This is a genomic window from Bradyrhizobium australafricanum, from assembly GCF_020329495.1.
Lineage (GTDB): Bacteria > Pseudomonadota > Alphaproteobacteria > Rhizobiales > Xanthobacteraceae > Bradyrhizobium > Bradyrhizobium australafricanum.
Genome location: NZ_JAGKJL010000038.1, coordinates 1 through 19,254, shown reverse-complemented (window position 1 = coordinate 19,254; position 19,254 = coordinate 1). Strand labels below are relative to the sequence as shown.

The 19,254-nt window shown below is 63.9% G+C and carries 16 protein-coding genes; 10 read left to right on the top strand and 6 right to left on the bottom strand.

Annotated elements, in window-relative coordinates:
* Window positions 1-130: 130 nt before the first annotated feature.
* Window positions 131-3,598: an adenylate/guanylate cyclase domain-containing protein gene (locus J6525_RS28850; protein ID WP_225647180.1), complete on the bottom strand. Its 3,468-nt coding sequence runs from the start codon at window positions 3,596-3,598 to the stop codon at window positions 131-133.
* A gap of 758 nt (window positions 3,599-4,356) precedes the next feature.
* Between J6525_RS28850 and J6525_RS28845 the strand changes: the two genes are divergently transcribed.
* From J6525_RS28845 to J6525_RS28835, 3 genes are all read left to right on the top strand, one after another.
* Window positions 4,357-5,352: an IS481 family transposase gene (locus J6525_RS28845; protein WP_225647179.1), complete on the top strand. Its 996-nt coding sequence runs from the start codon at window positions 4,357-4,359 to the stop codon at window positions 5,350-5,352.
* Window positions 5,353-5,629: 277 nt separating this feature from the next.
* On the top strand, window positions 5,630-6,778 hold the full coding sequence (rnd, locus tag J6525_RS28840) for a ribonuclease D (RefSeq protein WP_057019895.1): 1,149 nt from the start codon (window positions 5,630-5,632) through the stop codon (window positions 6,776-6,778).
* A gap of 356 nt (window positions 6,779-7,134) precedes the next feature.
* Window positions 7,135-7,338: a cold-shock protein gene (locus J6525_RS28835; protein WP_016847412.1), complete on the top strand. Its 204-nt coding sequence runs from the start codon at window positions 7,135-7,137 to the stop codon at window positions 7,336-7,338.
* A 77-nt stretch (window positions 7,339-7,415) separates the two neighbouring features.
* Here the strand turns inward: J6525_RS28835 and purN are convergent, their stop codons facing one another.
* Both purN and purM read right to left on the bottom strand, forming a co-directional pair.
* Window positions 7,416-8,066, bottom strand: coding sequence for a phosphoribosylglycinamide formyltransferase (gene purN / locus J6525_RS28830; RefSeq protein WP_225647178.1), 651 nt, complete (start codon window positions 8,064-8,066; stop codon window positions 7,416-7,418).
* Entirely contained in the window at window positions 8,063-9,136 is a 1,074-nt protein-coding gene (gene purM / locus J6525_RS28825) for a phosphoribosylformylglycinamidine cyclo-ligase (protein WP_225647177.1), read from the bottom strand. Before purM ends, purN begins: the two co-directional genes overlap by 4 nt.
* 160 nt (window positions 9,137-9,296) lie before the next feature.
* Here purM and J6525_RS28820 point away from each other — a divergent pair, with 160 nt between their 5' ends.
* The 4 genes from J6525_RS28820 (at window position 9,297) to ppx (ending at window position 14,457) form a co-directional block, all read left to right on the top strand.
* A complete protein-coding gene (locus J6525_RS28820) occupies window positions 9,297-9,839 on the top strand; it encodes a CDP-alcohol phosphatidyltransferase family protein (protein ID WP_028332358.1) in 543 nt (180 codons plus the stop codon).
* An 88-nt stretch (window positions 9,840-9,927) separates the two neighbouring features.
* Window positions 9,928-10,605, top strand: coding sequence for a P-loop NTPase family protein (locus tag J6525_RS28815; protein ID WP_092086444.1), 678 nt, complete (start codon window positions 9,928-9,930; stop codon window positions 10,603-10,605).
* Window positions 10,606-10,737: 132 nt separating this feature from the next.
* Window positions 10,738-12,942 carry an RNA degradosome polyphosphate kinase gene (locus tag J6525_RS28810; protein ID WP_092086447.1) on the top strand — a complete coding sequence of 735 codons (2,205 nt, stop codon included), beginning with the start codon at window positions 10,738-10,740 and terminating at the stop codon, window positions 12,940-12,942.
* A gap of 12 nt (window positions 12,943-12,954) precedes the next feature.
* On the top strand, window positions 12,955-14,457 hold the full coding sequence (gene ppx, locus J6525_RS28805; RefSeq protein ID WP_225159070.1) for an exopolyphosphatase: 1,503 nt from the start codon (window positions 12,955-12,957) through the stop codon (window positions 14,455-14,457).
* A 114-nt stretch (window positions 14,458-14,571) separates the two neighbouring features.
* On the opposite strand, the gene J6525_RS28800 is transcribed toward ppx, so the two are convergent.
* Together J6525_RS28800 and ndk are read right to left on the bottom strand one after the other, a co-directional pair.
* On the bottom strand, window positions 14,572-15,411 hold the full coding sequence (locus J6525_RS28800; RefSeq protein ID WP_076831988.1) for a TerC family protein: 840 nt from the start codon (window positions 15,409-15,411) through the stop codon (window positions 14,572-14,574).
* A gap of 112 nt (window positions 15,412-15,523) precedes the next feature.
* A complete protein-coding gene (gene ndk, locus J6525_RS28795) occupies window positions 15,524-15,946 on the bottom strand; it encodes a nucleoside-diphosphate kinase (RefSeq protein ID WP_225647176.1) in 423 nt (140 codons plus the stop codon).
* A gap of 346 nt (window positions 15,947-16,292) precedes the next feature.
* Between ndk and J6525_RS28790 the strand changes: the two genes are divergently transcribed.
* The 3 genes from J6525_RS28790 (at window position 16,293) to J6525_RS28780 (ending at window position 18,919) form a co-directional block, all read left to right on the top strand.
* Window positions 16,293-16,556: a hypothetical protein gene (locus J6525_RS28790; RefSeq protein WP_018271306.1), complete on the top strand. Its 264-nt coding sequence runs from the start codon at window positions 16,293-16,295 to the stop codon at window positions 16,554-16,556.
* A 210-nt stretch (window positions 16,557-16,766) separates the two neighbouring features.
* Window positions 16,767-16,949, top strand: coding sequence for a hypothetical protein (locus tag J6525_RS28785; protein ID WP_038377182.1), 183 nt, complete (start codon window positions 16,767-16,769; stop codon window positions 16,947-16,949).
* A 107-nt stretch (window positions 16,950-17,056) separates the two neighbouring features.
* Window positions 17,057-18,919 (top strand): ABC-F family ATP-binding cassette domain-containing protein, encoded by a 1,863-nt coding sequence (locus J6525_RS28780; protein WP_092086453.1) that lies wholly within the window; start codon window positions 17,057-17,059, stop codon window positions 18,917-18,919.
* 58 nt (window positions 18,920-18,977) lie between these two features.
* Here the strand turns inward: J6525_RS28780 and J6525_RS28775 are convergent.
* On the bottom strand, window positions 18,978-19,254 hold a 277-nt coding region (locus tag J6525_RS28775; RefSeq protein WP_225647175.1), incomplete at its 5' end, for a transposase.

Below are 19,254 nucleotides of genomic sequence, written 5' to 3'. Positions count from 1 at the left end.
AACAGCATCCACCCAACGTTGTCGCCGCCGCGAACCTTGGGCGGAAGCGAACACCGTCATTCATCTGCGATGTGTGGTGACGACGCTCAGGCGTAAGCGGGCGGATGGCGCCCGGGGCGCCTCGGTATCCTCAGACCCGCCCGCTCCATTCATGATCTCCGGGGATTTCCATTGCCAGTTCATTCGCCAGCTCGAGCGCTTCCTTGACGTCAGGCGTAGACAGACCTTCCGTGAACGTTCGGACGACGGGTAGCAACAGCTCGGCCGCTCGTGCCTGTTTGCCGGAATGTCGCCATAGACGCGCCAGGCTGACAGCTGACCGCAATTCTAAGGACCGCGCGCTTTGCCTGCGCGCCAGCTCGATCGAGGCGAGGAACATTCGCTCGGCGGATTCGACGGACGATGATTTCGCGTGATTGAGTGTCATCTCACCTTGCAGACGATAGATCTCGGCTTCGTAAAAATGCTCTCCCGTTCTTCTCCCGATCGCCAATGCGCTGTCGAGTTCGTGCAAGGCAGCATCCGGCAAGCCGGCACTTGCATAAGCCTTCGCGAGCAGGCTCCTGAACCAGCAACTGGCTAGCCGGGCGCTCATGCCCTCGTAACCGTCGATAGCCATTCGCATCTGGTTCAATCCCTCATCGACATTCCCGAGCTCGGTCATCGCCCATCCTCGCAGGATGGTCGTCTGATGCTTCCAATGCAGGAAGCCGTGTTCCGATGAGAGAGCCAGTGCCCTGTTGGTGTAGTCGTGGGTCCCTTCGACATCGCGGAGATGCTGGCAAACGTAAGCGCCGAATGTCAGCGCAAACGACAGCGTGAAGGGGTGGCGAAGGTCTTCCGCTTCCGAAATAGCCTGCTGGCTATATCGGCGCGCCGCGTCAGGACGGCCCAGAAACCACGACACGTACCCGAGATACGAGAGCGAGACGATGCCAGGATGGATGCCATGCGTTGCCGTCAGGGCGCCGTGTAGATCAGGACTGTACAGATTCCTGAAGCGATGAAGGTGATGTTCGGCGGCGACAAACCGCCCGCGGTACAGCATGGTCATCGCGATCGCCCGATGCGCCTCGATCAGATATCCCGTCTGTTGCGTCGCGGACGAACTTTGGTTCGATGCCTCGCGCCTTGCGAACTGCAGGAGCTCCGCGCTCAGCTCATGCGCCCGTGCGAGATCGCCGCGGATGAAGTGGCACACCCAAAGTCCGCGCGTCGCCGCAAAGACCTTCGCCATGTTGCCAAGATTCCGGCCGAGTTCGAGCGCGCGAACATAGTTCTCCTCGACTTCCTGGACCGCGTATCCCTTTGCCGCGATCAGGGCGGTGCCCAGGGCGATGCGAAGCTCAAGCTCGGACTCGTTTCGGCCCTGCATGCCGGGTGAGGCTTGCAGAACCCCGAGCCCACGACGCAAATGACCGATCGCCTCCAGAGTCGCACCCTTCATTGCGGCCTGCTTTCCGGCCTTGAGCCAGAAGCCAGCAGCCGGCTCGCTTTGGCCAGACTCGGTCAGATGGTAGGCAAGAAGCTCCGGTTCGCGCTCGATCTTTTCCGGATATTTTTCGGCCAGCACGCGTGCGATCTTGGCGTGCAGCGTCCGTCTTTCCCTGTGCAACAAGCTTTCATGCGCCGCATTCTGGATCATCACATGCTTGAACGAGTACAGCGCCTCCGGCAGAAAGCCGAAGCGGACGATCAATCCGGCTGCCTCCAGATGGTTCAGGGCGGCTTCGATCTGGTCCGCCGGCGCCTCGGCAACCTCGCGAAGAATCTCATAAGAGAACTCGCGGCCGATGGTGGCGCCGATCTGCGCGATTTTCTTGAACGATCCCATCCGGTCGAGGCGGGCCATCAGGGAATCGTTCAATGTCGCGGGAATAGCGAGCTGATGCCACGGACCGGACAAGACGTAACGTCCATGTTGTTCAGTCAAGACGTCGGATTCGAGAACGGCCTTGGTCAGCTCTTCAAGGAAGAGCGGCACGCCATCGGTTTTGACAATGATGTCCTCAATCACCTCTCTGGGAAGCACCTTTTCTCCAGCCACACGTTCGACCAATATCGTGCGGACCTGTCGGCCGAGACGCTTGAGGTTCGCGCTGATGGTGTGCGCGTGATCCTTCCAGCCCGGCTGAAACTCCGGACGACCGGTGATCACGACAAGGATCGACGTGTTGCGAACGTTCTCCACCAGCAGATCGAGCACGGCCCGCGAGGTGGGATCGATCCAATGTACGTCCTCAAAATCGACCAGGAGCGTCTGCCCGCGTGCTTGCGCGAGCAGATGGTTGACGAGCGTGGCGATCGTCGCATCCTTCAGCTGCTGCGGCGAAAGATCCAGGGCCGCGTAGCGGTCCCCGGTGGGAATTGAAAGCAACGCCGCAAGGATCGGCACCACTGTCGCCGCCTCGCCGTTCGAGGCGGCGACACCGGCTTCAAGCTTTGTCAGCCAAAGCGCAGACGCGTTCTCGCCGTCAAGTCCGAGCGCGAATTTGAGATGCTCGATGAAGGGATGAAAAGCGGTGCTGCTGTAATAGGGAGAGCACTGGAACGAAACTTGTCCGTGCTGATCACCAGCGATCCGCTCTCGCAATTCCTGAACGATCCTGGACTTTCCAATTCCCGGCTCACCCGTCAGCAGCACGACCTGCCCCTCATGGGCTTTCGCTTGCTGCCAACGCGTGAGCAGCAACGCCACCTCTTCGGTGCGGTTGACCAGCGGCGTCAATCGGGAGCCCATGGCTGCGGCAAATCGCGTCTCGGCGCGGCAGGGCCGAACCACGAGCCAGGCCTGGGCCTTCGCGGATATCCCCTTCAGCGCGTGAAATCCGAAGTCCTGGTAGTCGAACTTTCCTCTCAGCAGGGATTGCGTCGAAGACGCAATGACGACGCCGTCCGGAGGCGCCAAGGCCTGCAGACGGGCAGCCAGATTTGGCGTCTCGCCGACTGCGGAATCGTGCTCCTCGGTGTCCTGTCCAACCAGGTCTCCGACGACAACAAGGCCGGTCGCAATCCCGATGCGCACACTGGGCTCATGACTTGTAACGTCGCGGGCGTCGCTCGCTCTCACCGACGACAGGCTCCGTACAATTTCGAGCGCCGCACGCACCGACCGCTCGGCGTCATCCTCATGCGCATTCGGATAGCCAAAATAGACCAGAATGCCGTCCCCGAGGTAGCGGGCCGCGAAGCCTTCGTACCGCTTGACCACGCTGACGCACTTTTCCCTGAAGCTCGCGATCACGTCGCGGACGTCTTCGGGATCGAACTGCTCGGACAGCGAGGTCGAACCGACCATGTCGCAGAACATCACGGTCAGCTGGCGCCGCTCGGCGCTCACCGCCGCGCTTTCCGCGACGCTCCTACCGCCGGCGGGACCTTTTGCCGAACGGGTCAGGGAAGCAACCGCGCGCTGCAAGCGCTTGCGGTCTCCCAGCGGAAGTCCAAGTTCGACCAGATCCTGCTCGGTCAAATCGGGCAGGATGTCCAAACCGATGCGATGCAGGACAAAGAGGTCGCTATACTGGCCGAGATCAACAGTTTCGAGCCAGTGCTTGAGAGCAGCCTCCATATCGGCGCTTGGCTGTTTCTCCGGCATTGTGATCCGTCCGACTGCGGGCCATTGGCGGCAATGGGCCTCGTTCGACGATGCCAAGGGACCTGTTTACCCCAGACTGGACGCGTTCACAAAGTGCGAAAACAAGGAGCAGACCGATCGAAGACGCACTCTGCCCTCGGTCACTCGGATATTCGAGATAGCGCACGCGCTGGTATTTTGGCCCTTCGCCGACTGCGATGACGTTCGCCAAGTCTGTAGGCGAAACCAGAGTCGCCCCTCGGGCGCCACCATCTGACCTCCGGCATGCTCGGCACTCGGCGCGACAAAGGCGCCCGGCGAACGATGGCGTGACGTACGAATTTGCGCGCGGAGCCATTCGATTTTGCGCGCCATGACAGGCCCCCCCCTGCCACTGAGTTGCCCGTCGGCGCAAGCCCAACGCGAAAATATTTCGCTTTATCCGAAAGGAAAACTCAGCGTATGGTTCGCCCGTCTCACCTGATCGAGGGGCGCTTCGCGATCGTCACGAACGCGGGTCGAGATGCGCCGGGCAACTCATGTCCTGAGGATGCGAAGGTGTGACCCACCGGCAGCGCAATACATTCGGTGTCGTCCCGGCGAAGGCCGGGACCCATAACCACGAATGCGAATTGGCTTGCAGAGCTGTGGCCACAGCTCGTTTCAACAACACAGCCCTGTGGTTATGGGTCCCTGCTTTCGTGTTTGGTCCCTGCTGATTGGTTGGATGGAATCGGTGTAGAACGAGGCGTGGCTTTTATCATGGAGCGCTTCGCGTCATGGAACTGAGCCTGCATGCGAACGCCACGACGACACCGAAGACGCGCGCCTACATCCAGCGCAGCAGGAAGTCGGTCGCCCAATTGGCGGCCGAGTTGGGGGTCAGCGAGACCACAATCTATCGCTGGCGCGGTCGCAGCACGGTCGAGGATCGCTCGCATCGGCCGAAGCACCTCACGACCGGCCTGTCCGCCCTTGAGGAACGGGCGGTGTGTGAGCTGCGGACATCGCTGCAGCTGCCGCTGGACGATATCGTCGAGGTGATGCAGCGGTGCATCAATGCCAAGCTGTCCCGCAGCGCGATCCACCGCTGCCTGCAGCGCAACGGCATCAGCCGGCTTGCCAAGCCTGACAAGCCCAGGGCCGGCGTCTTCGAAAGCGCCAGCATCGGCTTCATTCATATCGACGTGAAGTATCTGCCCGCGCTGCAACGCCGCACCAGTTATGCCTTTGTCGCGATCGATCGCGCCACCCGATACGTCTTCGTCGAGATCCATTCCAGGCGAGACGGAACGACCGCGACCGGCTTCCTCGAACGCTTCCTGGCCGACTTTCCGCACGGTGTTCACACCATCCTGACCGACAACGGAGCCGAGTTCACCGACCGCTTCGCCGTCGACAAGAAGAACAAACCGGTCGGGAAGCCTTCCGGCGACCACCCCTTTGATCGGCTCTGCAAGCAGCGCGCAATCGAGCATCGCCTGACCAAGCCCTACCACCCGCAAACCAACGGCCTCGTCGAACGCTTCAACCGGCGCATCGCTGAAGCCATCGGCCGCGAACACAAACGGGGCAGCGCGTGCCGTACCTTTGTCAACCACGCCGACCGCGACGCCTTCATCGCCAAGTTCGTCCACGACTACAATCGGACCCGCCTCAAATGCCTCGGCTACCTGGCGCCAATCCAGGCCCTCGCCAATCACACGGGACCGAACACTTTCGCAGGGACGACGATTGTGGACGTCGGCGGTACCATACGTTCGGTGCCGTCCTAGCGAAGGCCAGAACCCGTTACTCTATGTGAGAATTGTTGCGCGGTGCCGGGGCAGCGATCCCATTCAGTATCAAATTCAATGGCTACGGGCCCCCGCCTTTCGCCCGCACCACGGCCGAATTCCCGGCACGACCGGGCCGAAAACACCCTCGAATCATGCCCAATCAATTCAAAAATGGCCCGTCCCTCACCCCGCGCAGGGCCAAAATCCCTGCAAGACCCTTGACATAGCTGCCCTTTCGGCAGAACGCGTGTGGTCAAGCCGTTATGGACACTTCATGGATTTGATTAGCACGACCTCCGACCTCGCCGCCGCCTGCGACCGGCTCGCCAAACACAAGGTCATCACTGTCGACACCGAGTTCCTGCGGGAGACGACCTACTATCCGCTGCTCTGCGTCGTGCAGATGGCGAGCGCGGACGAAGCCGTCGTGGTCGACGCGCTGGCACCCGGCATCGACCTCAAGCCGTTCTTCGACCTGATGTCGAACGAGGCCGTGCTCAAGGTATTCCACGCCGCGCGGCAGGATATCGAAATCGTCTGGCACCTCTCCGGCACGATCCCGCATCCGATCTTCGACACCCAGGTCGCCGCCATGGTGCTCGGCTATGGCGACAGCATCGCCTATGACCAGCTCGTCGACCGCGTGACCGGCCACCGCCCCGACAAGACCCATCGCTTCACCGACTGGTCGCGCCGCCCGCTGACCGACGAGCAGCTCCACTACGCCGTCTCCGACGTGACCCATCTGCGCGAAGTGTTCGCAGCCCTCGATGCCGATCTGAAGAAGCGCGACCGCAGCGACTGGGTCAGCGAGGAGATGGAGGTTCTGACGTCGCCGAAGACCTACGACTTCCATCCGGAGCGCGCCTGGGAGCGGCTCAAGACCCGCGTGCGTAAGCCGCGCGAGCTCGCGGTGCTGATCGAGGTCGCGGCCTGGCGCGAGCAGGAGGCGCAGAGCCGCGACGTGCCGCGCTCGCGCGTGCTCAAGGACGATGCGGTCGGCGATATCGCCACCCATGCGCCGACCTCGCTGGAGAAGCTCGGCAATCTGCGCTCGCTGCCGAAGGGCTTTGAGCGCTCGAAATGGGGCGCTGACATCATTGCTGCCGTGCAGCGCGGGCTCGCCCGCGACCAGGCCATGCTGCCCAAGCTGGAAAAGCCGAGAAACAATTCCAACGGCGCGGCGACCGTCGAGCTGTTGAAGGTGCTGCTGCGCATGACCTCGGAGCGCCACGGCGTCGCCAGCAAGGTGATCGCCACCGTCGACGACCTCGAGCAGATCGCGGCCAGCGATCAGGCCGAGGTCGGCGCCCTGCACGGCTGGCGCCGCGAACTGTTCGGCGAGGCCGCGCTCAAGCTCAAGCACGGCCAGCTCGCGCTGGCGATCGACAAGGGCCGCGTGGTGCGGGTGGACCGGGGTTAGCGCGTCCGCCTGGTGCGCGACGGGTTCCACCGGCAGTCGGCCAGTGGCCGAACGCGTTGCCCCGGAGTTCGACCGGCACAGGCTGAGGTTGCGTCACGCAAAACCACCGCGCTTGCTAAGGCGCAATTTTCGTGTTGCAATCCGTTCACAATCGGATTTGCGGCCGTTCGACTGTGCGTTTCGCGACGTTGATATCCAAGGCTTCGATGTACAGGGCCTCGAGAGGCGAAACTTCGGACTTGAAGACTTTGGATCTGACGACCCGGGAAGTGAACAGACAGCGCAAAGTCCGCTTGTGGCGTGGCACGTGGAAAACGTGGCCGCGTCTTTTTTATGTCTAAACTGGGAGAGAGACGATGCCGAAGGGTACCGTCAAATGGTTCAACCCGACCAAAGGTTACGGGTTCATCAAGCCAGCCGTCGGCGACAAGGACGTGTTCGTCCACATCTCGGCGGTCGAGCGCGCGGGCCTCAGCACATTGAACGAGAACCAGTCCGTCGAGTACGAGCTGGTGGAGAACCGCGGCAAGGCGTCGGCAGAGAACCTCAAGGTTCACTGAACGCCGCTGCCGGCGGAATTCATCCTGATGCCTCCCCCGGCCGCATCACCCCGGGGGATGTCTCCTGCAACCGCGTGCTAAGGCGCCGGCGCGATCAGCGTATCGTCGGTTGCGCCGCTGCCCAGGGTCCTGCAGAGATCGCCTTCGAGCTTGAGCCGGCCGCTTGCCAGAAGCCGCAGCGCCTCCGGATAGATGCGATGCTCGATGGTGATCACGCGCGCGGCGAGCGTCTCGGCCGTGTCGTCGTCAGCGACCGTGACCGCGCCCTGCATCACGATCGGTCCGGCGTCGGTCTCCGGGATCACGAAATGCACCGTCGCTCCGGACAGCTTGACCCCTGCGCGCAACGCCTGGCCGTGCGGATCGAGACCGGGAAAGCAAGGCAGCAGCGAGGGATGGATGTTGAGCATCCGCCCGTACCAGTGCCGCGCGAACTCGGCGGTGAACAGCCGCATGAAGCCGCCGAGGCAGATCAACTCGACCTGCCTGTCATCGAGCGCGCGCTGCAGCACGGCCTCGAAGCCGGCGCGGTCCTTGCCGAACGGCTTGCTCTCGATGACGATGGTCGCAATGCCGCTGGCGGCCGCCTTCTCGAGCCCGGCGGCATCGGCGCGGTTCGAGATCACGGCCACGATCTCGGCCGGGAAATCCGCAGCCTTCGCAGCCTCGATCAGCGCGGCCATGTTGGAGCCGCGGCCGGAGATCAGGATGGCGACGCGGCGCTTCATCGCGAGAGATCGAGATGACCGTTATAGATCACGCGATGCTCGCCTTTGGCCTCGATCACCTCGCCGAGCAACGTCACGGTCTCGCCGCCGGCGGTGAACGCCTCGGTCACGGCGTCGACCGCATCAGCCTTGACGATCGCGATCATGCCGATGCCGCAGTTGAAGGTGCGCAGCAGCTCGAGCTCGGCGATGCCGCCCTGCTCGGCCAGCCATTTGAACACCGGGAGCACCGGCAGCCGCGCCAGATCGATGCCGACGCCGAGATGCTTCGGCAGCACGCGCGGAATGTTGTCGGTGAAGCCGCCGCCGGTGATGTGGGCGAGGCCCTTCACGGCGCCGGTGTCGCGGATCGCGCTCAGGCAGGATTTCACATAGAGCCTGGTCGGCGTCAGCAGCGCGGCGCCGAGCGTCATGACCGGCGCGAACGGCGCCGGCGCGTCATAGGCAACGCCGGACTGCTCGACGATCTTGCGCACCAGCGAATAGCCGTTGGAGTGCACGCCGGAGGAAGCCAGCCCGATCACGGCATCGCCCGCCGCGATATTCGCGGTCGGCAGCAAGGTGCCGCGCTCGGCCGCGCCGACCGCAAAGCCGCCGAGGTCGTAATCGCCGTCCTTGTAGAGGCCGGGCATCTCGGCGGTTTCGCCGCCGATCAGCGCGCAGCCGGATTCCCGGCAGCCCTCGGCGATGCCGGCGACGATCTGCGCGGTGGCCTCCGGATGCAGCTTGCCGCAGGCGAAATAGTCGAGGAAGAACAGCGGTTCCGCGCCCTGCACGACGAGGTCGTTGACCGACATCGCGACCAGATCGATGCCGATGCCGCCATGAATGCCGGTCTCGATCGCGATCTTCAGCTTGGTGCCGACGCCATCGGTCGCGGCCACCAGGACCGGATCCTTGAAGCCGGCGGCCTTGAGGTCGAACAGCCCGCCGAAACCGCCGATCTCGGCGTCCGCGCCAGGCCGCGCGGTGGCCCGCACCATCGGCTTGATCAGATCGACCAGTCGATTGCCGGCGTCGATATCGACACCCGAATCCGCGTAAGTGAGCCCGTTTTTGCGCTCGGTCATGCCCAATTCCAGATGATCAGGGGCTGGTTACGAGGAATTCCGCCCCCGCGCAATGGCTCGCGGCGCTGCTGCCGCGATACTATGTAGATAACACAAGGCGGCTGCGCAAAAGAGCCGGATATCGAGTAAAATCAGGCTTCTAGCCGGGAAGCGATCCAAGTTGAGCATTCCGAACATCATCACCCTCGGCCGCATCATCCTGGTGCCGGTGATCGTCTGGGCCATCGTGTCCAGCCAGATGGAGATTGCGTTCGCGATCTTCGTGATCGCCGGCGTCTCGGACGCGGTCGACGGTTTCCTCGCCAAGCGCTTCAACATGACGAGCGAGCTCGGCGCCCTGCTCGATCCGCTCGCCGACAAGGCGCTCCTGGTGTCGATCTATGTCGCGCTCGGAATCTGGGGCGCGGTGCCGCGCTGGATCGTGATTCTCGTGGTGTCGCGCGACATCATGATCGTCTCCGCCGTGATTGTGTCATGGTTGTTCGACAAGCCGGTCGAGATGAAGCCGCTGATGGTGTCGAAGCTGAACACGGTGGCGCAGGTCGCGTTCGCAGCGCTGGTGCTGGCCTCGCTCGGCTTCGGCTTTCAGCCGCACCCTTACGACCTGATCCTGATGGGCCTGGTCACGATCTTTACTTTGGGTTCGGTGTCCCTCTATCTCGTGGAGTGGGTGCGGCACATGAGCACGATCGAAGCTCGGTAGGCGGGATCCGGAAAAGTAGAAGCCGGTTTTCCCGCGACAAACGCGACGCGTTTGCGCATGGCTAAAATGAAGTGGTTCGGAGACTTGCGTGGCCAGTAGCGTTCAACCTCGTCAATTGGCCTTGGCCCTGCCGCACGAGGAGAAGCTGACCCGCGACGATTTCCTCGAGGGCCCTGCCAATGAGGCGGCGCTGGCGCTGATCGACGGCTGGCCGGACTGGCCGAACCGAATCATGCTGCTGGTCGGGCCTGACGGCTCCGGCAAAAGCCACCTCGCCGCGATCTGGGCCGAGACCGCCGGTGCGCGCTCGACCGCGGCGCATGCGCTGACCGCCGACACGGTGCCGACCGCGCTTGCGACCGGTGCGCTGGTGGTCGAGGATCTGAGGCCGTCGGATTTCGACGAGCGCGCGATGTTTCATCTGATGAATCTGGCGCGCCAGGACGATGCCTACGTGCTGATCACGGCGCGCATTCCGCCCTCGGCGTTCGAGATCGAATTGCGCGACCTGCGGTCGCGGCTCCGCGCGGTGCCGACCGTGACGCTGCTGCCGCCGGACGACCAGCTGTTCCGCGGCCTGATCGTCAAGTTCTGCGCCGACCGCCAGATGAGCGTGGACGAGCCGCTGGTCAGCTATCTGAGCAGCCGGATCGAGCGTTCCTACGTTGCCGTCCGGCAGGCGGTCGAGCTCCTGGATACCGAGGCACTCCGGCTCGGCCGTCCGGTCACGCGGGCGCTGGCGGCGGAGCTGTTGCGCGATGCCTGATCCATCCCCGCGGCTTGACGGCGCAGGCGAGCGGAACATCAATGTCATCGAAACGTCATCGCAATATCACATGGTCTCTGCGGCTCTCGGCTAGACCGCCCTGGCCCCTGCCCTGAATTGGACCAGCACTTGATGGACTCGGTACAAGCCACTGAAATCAAAGAAAAAGAGGCGGAATTTCCCGCCATTCCCGCAATCGCGACCAGCCCCGAGCGCTTCATTAACCGGGAGCTCTCCTGGCTGCACTTCAACCGGCGGGTGCTCGAGGAATCGGTCAATCTCGGCCATCCCGTGCTGGAGCGGGTCCGCTTCCTGTCGATTTCGGCGAATAACCTCGACGAGTTCTTTATGGTCCGTGTCGCCGGCATCAAGGCGCAGGTCCGCGAGGGCATTACCGAGCGCAGCCCGGACGGCCTACTGCCGGCCGATCAGCTCGTGATGATCAACAAGACAGTCTCGCAGCTCGCCTCCGACCAGCAGGCGATCTGGAGCGACCTGCGGGATATCCTGGCCAAGGTCGGCATCCAGCTGGTCGACGGCCGCGACGTCACCAAGTCCGAGCGCAGCTGGATCGAGGATCACTTCCTCCACAGCATCTTCCCGCTGCTGACGCCGCTGGCGATCGACCCGGCGCATCCCTTCCCGTTCATCCCGAATCTCGGCTTCACGGTGGCGCTGCAATTGTCGCGGATCTCCGACGGCAAGGCGATGAACGCGCTGATCCGCATGCCCGGCAAGATCGACCGCTTCATCCGCATCCCCTCCACCAAGGAAGGCGCGCCGGCGCGGCTGATCACGCTGGAGCAGGCCACCGGTCTCTTCATCGGCCGCCTGTTCCCCGGCTACACTGTCAAGGGCCAAGGCGCATTCCGCATCATCAGGGACTCCGAACTCGAAATCGAGGAAGAGGCCGAAGACCTCGTTCGCCTGTTCGAGACCGCGCTCAAGCGGCGCCGCCGCGGGTCGGTGATCCGGCTCGAGATCGAGGCCACGATGCCAGAGGAGCTGCGCATCTTCGTGCAGCACGCCTTGTCGGCAGCAGACGACGAAGTGATCCTGGTCGACGGCGTGCTGGCGATGAACGAGCTGTCGCAGCTCACCCGCCTCAATCGCCCCGACCTCGAATTCCCGCCCTATGTGCCGCGCCACCCCGAGCGGGTGCGCGATCATGGCGGCGATATCTTCGCCGCCATTCGCCAGAAGGACCTCGTGGTCCATCACCCCTACGAATCCTTCGACGTCGTGGTGCAGTTTCTACAGCAGGCAGCACGCGATCCCGACGTGGTCGCGATCAAGCAGACGCTCTATCGCACCTCGAACAACTCGCCGATCGTGCGGGCGCTGGCGGAAGCCGCCGAAGCCGGCAAATCGGTGACCGCGCTGATCGAGTTGAAGGCGCGCTTCGACGAGGAAGCCAATATCCGCTGGGCCCGAGACCTCGAACGCGCCGGCGTGCAGGTGGTCTACGGCTTCATCGAATTGAAGACGCATGCCAAGCTGTCGATGGTGGTGCGCCGCGAGGGCGGCAATCTCACGACCTATGTGCACACCGGCACCGGCAACTATCACCCGGTCACCGCGCGCATCTACACCGACCTCTCCTACTTCACTTCGGATCCGATCATCGGCCGCGACGTCGCGCGGGTCTTCAACTACATCACCGGCTACGCCGAGCCGAGCGACATCGAGAAGATGGCGGTGTCGCCGCTGACGCTGCGCAAGCGGATCATCGAGCACATCCATGGCGAGATCGCGCACGTCAAACACGGCCGGCCCGGCGCGGTCTGGATGAAGATGAATGCGCTGGTCGACCCCGATATCATCGACGCGCTGTACGAGGCCTCGCAGGCGGGCGTCTCGGTCGAGCTCGTGGTGCGCGGCATCTGCTGCCTGCGACCGGGGCTGCCGGGACTGTCGGAGAACATCCGCGTCAAATCAGTGATCGGCCGGTTCCTGGAACACGGCCGAATCTATTGCTTCGGCATGGGTCAGGGCCTGCCGAGCACAAAAGCTGCTGTGTATATCTCGTCCGCCGACATGATGCCGAGGAACCTCGACCGCCGCGTCGAGGTTCTCTGTCCGCTGCAAAATCCCACGGTGCATCAGCAGGTTCTCGAACAGATCATGGTCGCGAACCTGAAGGACACCGAGCAAAGCTGGCAATTGTTGCCGGATGGGTCGTCAACGCGTATGAAGGCCGCGAAAGGCGAAGAGCCCTTCAATCTGCATGACTACTTCATGACAAATCCGAGTCTGTCCGGCCGTGGCAAGTCTCTCAAGGAATCTTCACCGCGCCGTCTCACGCGTCGCAACGAGCGTCAGCAGCCATCGTCTTAAGGGGGCATTACGGTGAAGCGGCCGCGGAAGCGCGCTTCCAGCGTCGCTGTCATCGATATCGGCTCGAACTCGGTTCGTCTCGTGGTCTACGAGGCGATGGCGCGCAGCCTCATCACCATCTTCAACGAGAAGGCGCTGTGCGGGCTCGGGCGCGAGGTGCAGAGCACCGGCCTGCTCGCAACCGATGCCGTCAACAAGGCGCTCACCGCGCTGCGCCGTTTTCGTGCGCTGTGCAAGATCCAGCAAGTCGGCCGCGTCTACGCGATCGCGACCGCGGCCTGCCGCGACGCCAAGAACGGTCCGGACTTCATCGCCAAGGCCGAGCGCATCTGCGGCGCCAAGATCGAGATCCTCACCGGACCGCGTGAAGCGAAGCTGTCCGCGCTCGGCGTCGTCTCGGGGGTGCACAATCCGAACGGCATCGTCGGCGATCTCGGCGGCGGCTCGCTTGAACTGATCGACGTCAAGGGCAGCCGCGTGCGCAGCGGCGTGACGCTGCCGCTCGGCAGCCTCGCGCTGCAGGACCTCTCCAACAAATCGCTCAAGCGCGCCGAGCGCATCGTCAAGAACGAGCTGCTCGGCGTCGCCCAGCTCAAGACCGGGCGCGGCCGTACCTTCTATGCGGTCGGCGGCACCTGGCGTGCGCTGGCGCGCATTCACATCATCCAGAGCGGCTACCCGCTCAAGGTGATGCACGGCTATTCGATCCCGGCGGCCGACGCACTCGACTTCGCGCAGCGGCTGCGACGGCTGGCGGCCACCAACATGCTGGCCAATATCGAGTCGGTCGCAGATGCGCGGCGGCCGCTCTTGGCCTACGCCGCGCTCGTGCTCGAATACATCATCCGCGTGGCCCAGCCGAAGACCATCGTGTTCTCGACCTTCGGCGTACGCGAGGGCCTGCTCTACGAGATGCTGCCGCAGGCCGAACGCGCCAAGGACGGACTGCTCTGCGCCGCGCAGAACCTCAACGAATTGCTGTCGCGCTCGGCCCGCCACGCCCAGGAGCTGACGGCGTGGACCGACCGGCTGGTGCGCGTCGTCAGGCTGCGCGAGACCGAGGAAGACCGCAGGCTGCGGCACGTCGCCTGCCTGCTCTCCGACATCGGCTGGCGGGTGCATCCCGATCATCGCGGCGAGGAAACCCTCAGCCTGATCATGAACGGCAATTTCGGCTCGATCACGCATCAGGGCCGCGCCTTCGTCGCGCTCTCGGTGTTCTATCGCTACGCCGGGCTCAGCGAGGAAAACGAGCCGCCGCCGCAGATCCGCGCGCTGGTGACGCCGGCGATGGACGAGCGCGCCCGCGTGCTCGGCGCCGCATTCCGCGTCGCGCATCTGATCACGGCGGCGCGCACCGGCGTGCTGCCGGCAACCCATTTCCGCACCCAGGGCCGCAAGCTGATGCTGGTGTTCGAGCACCGGATGGTGGATCTGGTCGCCGACCGCGTCGGCAGCCGCTTCAAGCAATTGGCGCGGCTGGTCGGGCGCGCCGGCTCAATCGTGCGGCGCTAGAGCATGATCCGGAAAAGTGCGAAGCGGTTTTCCCTCGCGACAAACGCGGAATGCGTTTGCGCGGAGATCATGCTCAAACAACGAGCTCGACCAAATCGCATCGCGATTTAGACCTCACGCCGCCTTGGCGGCGTGCTTGGCCTTGCGGAGTGCGTGGCGGCGCCAGATCGACCCCACGACCAGCACCACGATGATACCGAGCACCGCGAGCGCGATCTCGCCGCCATTGCCGCCATGGGCGAATTGCGGCGACATCCCGACCGACGTCAGCCAGGAATCGAGCTTGGTACCGAGCGGTCCGGCGAACAGCGCGTCCAGCTTCGGATGCACGGCGGGATCGGTCGCGATGACGTCGCCCGCGATCCAGCCGAGCAGCGCGGCACCGGCCCAGACCAGGACCGGCAGCTTGGTGAGCAGAGCCATGATCAGCGCCGCGCCGGCAACGATCAGGGGAACGCTGATCGCAAGTCCGAGCACCAGCAGCGGCACGCTGCCGTTGGCGGCGGCGGCCACCGCGATCACATTGTCGAGGCTCATCACGATGTCGGCGACGACGACGATCTGAACCGCGGCCCACAGATGCGCGGCCGCGTGCACGCTGTCCTCGTCCTCCTGCTCCGGCACCAGCAGCTTGGCGGCGATCACGATCAGCGCCAGCCCGCCGACCAGCTTCAAATAGGGAAGCTCCATCAGGCTGGCGACGATGCCGGTGAAGATGACGCGCAGCAGCACCGCCGCGGCGGCGCCGAGAATCATGCCCCACAGGCGCTGGCGCGGCGCGAGCCCGCGGCAGGCGAGCGCGATCACGAGCGCGTTGTCGCCCGACAGCAGGACGTTGATCCAGATGATCTTGCCAACGGCGACCCAGAACGTCGGCGTCGCCATCTCGTTCTTGAATTCGGTGAAGAACGCGCCGATGTACGCCGGATCAAAGATCTGCCACAGCCAGTCCACAGCGAGTCCTATTCGGCCTTGCGGCCGCCCCTGGCGGCGGTCGTCCGCCGCTCCCCGGTTCTACTTCGACGCGGTCTCCTCGGGAGACCGCGCCACTTTCAGCAATACGGCGTCAGCCGACGATCTCGTTGCCGGCGAAGAACTGCGCGATTTCGATCACCGCGGTCTCCGGCGCATCCGAACCGTGCACCGAGTTCTCGCCGATCGACTTCGCATAGAGCTTGCGGATGGTGCCTTCGGCGGCCTTCGACGGGTCGGTCGCGCCCATCACGTCGCGATATTTCAGGATGGCGCCCTCGCCTTCCAGCACCTGGACCACGACCGGGCCCGAGGTCATGAAGTCGACCAGCTCGCCGAAGAACGGACGCGCCTTGTGGACGGCGTAGAAGGTCTCGGCCTCGCCGCGGGTCATGCGGATGCGCTTCTGCGCCACGACCCGCAGGCCCGCCTTCTCGATCACCGCATTGACCGCGCCGGTCAGGTTGCGCTCGGTGGCGTCGGGTTTGATGATCGAAAAGGTGCGTTCAATCGCCATGATTTCGTCCTTGTAAACGGTGGCTGGGAGTTGCCGGGGCTTATATCGGCGCGATGGGGTAACGGCAAGCGACCCTGTGACGCGTTAGCCTTTAGTTTTGACGCATTTTCGCGACGAAAATCGTCGTTTGGGCCCCCTCCAGACAGCGGCCGGCTCGGCCAACTTACCGCGATTTCACCTAGGTGAACCCATTCTGTCAGCGCCGTGCCGCTGCCGTTCAGCTCAAGCCACATAGGCTCTGCAGCGATCGGACGCCTTGCTGGCCCCCATCCGCAAGCCTCACAGGACGTCTCGGGAAATGTCACCGCGGGCGCGTCGCGCGCGCCCATACCTCGAGGAGACGATCATGTTACGCAAACTCTCGCTTGCCGCCGTCGCCGCGGTTTCGCTCGGTGCCGCCGCGCTCGCCCCGACCTCCGCTTCTGCGTGGGGTGGTTGGCATGGCGGCTGGCACGGTGGATGGCACCACGGCTGGTGGGGCGGTCCGCGCGTCATCGTCGGCGGCCCGGCCTATTACGGCGGTTATGGCTACGGCGGCGGCTGCTACGTACGCCGCGTGGTGCCGACGCCGTGGGGCCCCCGCTGGCGCCTGGTCAACCGCTGCTACTGATCCATCGAATCTACGACTGCTCCCCTGACTTGCTTCTCGCCCCGGCCCTCGCGCCGGGGCTTTTTTCAGGCGCGCCGGGGAACCCGGGCATATGAGGGGACCCACTACCTCAAAGCGAGAGCAAGGCGCGGAAACCAAATTCGGGGTCGCGACTTGTCATGGCGAGGAGCTACTCGAACATGCGAGGTGGAACTCGCCAAGAGACATGCCATGACGATGACAATGAGCAAGATCGACAAGGACGCCGATCAGATTGATCACAAGACCTGCCGTTACATCTGCGATGCCGTAGGCGAACGGCTTCAGCAAAGCATGCGGCCAGAGCCCGCACTTTCGTCTCGCCTGCAGCAACTCCTCGACGAGATGCAACGACGGGAAGGCGATCGCCATTAGATGTTGAGGGCTGACAAGCAGCCCAATTGCGTTTTTGCAACAGCCCCGGGAGAGATTTTACGAACAGACGGGGTTGCGTTTGGCGGCGGGTCCGGTGACAACGCTGCATGCTCTCCATCACTGACATCTCGGTCCGGATCGCCGGACGGCTGTTGATCGATCACAGTTCGGTGCAAATTGTACCCGGAGCCCGCGTCGGATTTGTCGGCCGCAACGGCGTCGGCAAATCGACGCTGTTTCACGCCATCCGGGGCGACATCCCGACCGAGAGCGGCAGCATCGCGCTGCCGCCGCGCTGGCGTATCGGCAGCCTCGCGCAGGAAGCGCCCGACGGGCCCGAAAGCCTGATCAATGTCGTGCTGAAGGCCGATCTCGAGCGCGACGCGCTGCTGCGCGAGGCCGAGACGGCGCACGATCCGCACCGGATTGCCGAAATCCAGACCCGGCTGGTCGACATCGACGCCCATTCCGCGCCCGCCCGCGCCGCGGCGATCCTCTCCGGCCTCGGCTTCTCGACATCAGACCAGGCACGGCCGTGCGCGGAATTTTCCGGCGGCTGGCGCATGCGCGTGGCGCTGGCGGCGACGCTGTTCTCCGCGCCCGACCTCCTGCTGCTGGACGAGCCGACCAACTATCTCGATCTCGAAGGCACGTTGTGGCTCGAGAACCACCTCGCCAACTATCCGCGCACGGTGATCGTGATCAGCCACGACCGCGACCTGCTGGACACCTCGGTCGATCAGATCCTGCACCTCGATCGCGGCAAACTGACGCTCTACAAGGGCACCTATTCCTCGTTCGAGGAACAGCGCGCCGCGCGCGAATTGCTCGACGCCAAGCACGCCAAGCGGCAGGCCGATGAGCGCAAGCGCCTGCAGGACTTCGTCGACCGCTTCAAGGCCAAGGCCTCGAAGGCGCGGCAGGCGCAGTCGCGCGTGAAGATGCTGGAGCGGATGAAGCCGATCACCGCGCTGGTGACCCAGGATGTTCATGAGATCTCGTTCCCAGCGCCGGAGAAGCTGCTGTCGCCGCCGATCATTGCGGTCGATGACGTCTCGGTCGGCTACGAACCCGGCAAGCCGGTGCTCAATCGCGTAACGCTGCGCGTCGATACCGACGACCGCATCGCGCTGTTAGGAGCCAACGGCAACGGCAAGTCGACGCTGGTCAAGCTGCTGGCGGGCAAGCTCGCGCCGTTTGCCGGCAGGATCACGAGGGCCGACAAGCTGTCGGTCGGCTATTTCGCCCAACACCAGGTCGACGAGCTCAATCTCGACGGCTCGCCCTATGATCACATCCGCAAGCTGATGCCGGAGGCGCCGGAGAGCAAGGTGCGCGGCCGCGTCGGCGCGATCGGTTTCTCCGGCAAGGCCGGTGACACGCTGGTGAGGAGCCTGTCGGGCGGCGAGAAGGCGCGGCTGCTGCTGGGGCTTGCCACGTTCTACGGCCCGAACATGATCATCCTGGACGAGCCGACCAACCACCTCGATATCGACAGCCGTGCGACGCTCGCGGAGGCGATCAACGAATTCCCCGGCGCCATCATCATGGTCTCGCATGATCGCTATCTGATCGAGGCCTGCGCCGACCGCTTGTGGGTGGTGGCGAACCAGACCGTCACGGCCTATGAGGGCGATCTCGACGAATATCGACGCATGATCCTGTCGGCCAATGACGGCCGGCCGGCCTCGCGCGAGCGCGTCAAGGAGCCCGCCAAGCTGGAGCGCGCCCGCAATGAAAAGCGTGCTTCACCCAGGCAGCGGGTCGCGCAAGCCGAGGCCGAGATCGAGCGCATCAACGGCATCATCGCCAAGATCGATACCGCGCTCGCATTGCCCGATATTTTTACCCGCGACCCCAAGCAGGCCGCGCAACTGACCAAGGCGCGCGCCGGCGCCGAGAGCGCGCTACAGCGCGCCGAGGAAGACTGGCTGGAAGCCAGCGCCGAACTCGACGAAGCGGCGAGTTAGACCGGGCGGAGCCACATATCCGATGTCGTCCCTGCGAAAGCACTAGGTGGTGTGGACATTAGCGCATCCATAGAACAATGGCAGCGAGAGTGACGACGGCGCGATAGTTCCGTGCCGTCTTTTCGAAGCGGGTTGCGACGCGTCGGAACTGCTTGAGCTTTGAGAAGCAGCATTCGACGAGATGACGCTGGGCATAGAGATGCTTATCGAGAGGGTATTTGAGCGCGCGCGACGGATTGTTGGGAATGACGGCGAGCGCGCCTTTGGCGGCGATGGCTTGGCGCAAGTGATCGGCGTCATAGGCGGCGTCGGCCATGACGACTTCGGCGGATAAG

Bases quoted from the DNA above. Each gene is read 5' to 3' on its own strand.
- purM (WP_225647177.1), bottom strand. From the start codon at position 9,136: ATGACCGAGCGCAAAAACGGGCTCACTTACGCGGATTCGGGTGTCGAT.
- J6525_RS28835 (WP_016847412.1), top strand. From the start codon at position 7,135: ATGCCGAAGGGTACCGTCAAATGGTTCAACCCGACCAAAGGTTACGGG.
- J6525_RS28845 (WP_225647179.1), top strand. From the start codon at position 4,357: ATGGAACTGAGCCTGCATGCGAACGCCACGACGACACCGAAGACGCGC.
- J6525_RS28780 (WP_092086453.1), top strand. From the start codon at position 17,057: ATGCTCTCCATCACTGACATCTCGGTCCGGATCGCCGGACGGCTGTTG.
- rnd (WP_057019895.1), top strand. From the start codon at position 5,630: ATGGATTTGATTAGCACGACCTCCGACCTCGCCGCCGCCTGCGACCGG.
- J6525_RS28785 (WP_038377182.1), top strand. From the start codon at position 16,767: ATGACGATGACAATGAGCAAGATCGACAAGGACGCCGATCAGATTGAT.
- J6525_RS28790 (WP_018271306.1), top strand. From the start codon at position 16,293: ATGTTACGCAAACTCTCGCTTGCCGCCGTCGCCGCGGTTTCGCTCGGT.
- J6525_RS28850 (WP_225647180.1), bottom strand. From the start codon at position 3,598: ATGCCGGAGAAACAGCCAAGCGCCGATATGGAGGCTGCTCTCAAGCAC.
- J6525_RS28810 (WP_092086447.1), top strand. From the start codon at position 10,738: ATGGACTCGGTACAAGCCACTGAAATCAAAGAAAAAGAGGCGGAATTT.
- ndk (WP_225647176.1), bottom strand. From the start codon at position 15,946: ATGGCGATTGAACGCACCTTTTCGATCATCAAACCCGACGCCACCGAG.
- purN (WP_225647178.1), bottom strand. From the start codon at position 8,066: ATGAAGCGCCGCGTCGCCATCCTGATCTCCGGCCGCGGCTCCAACATG.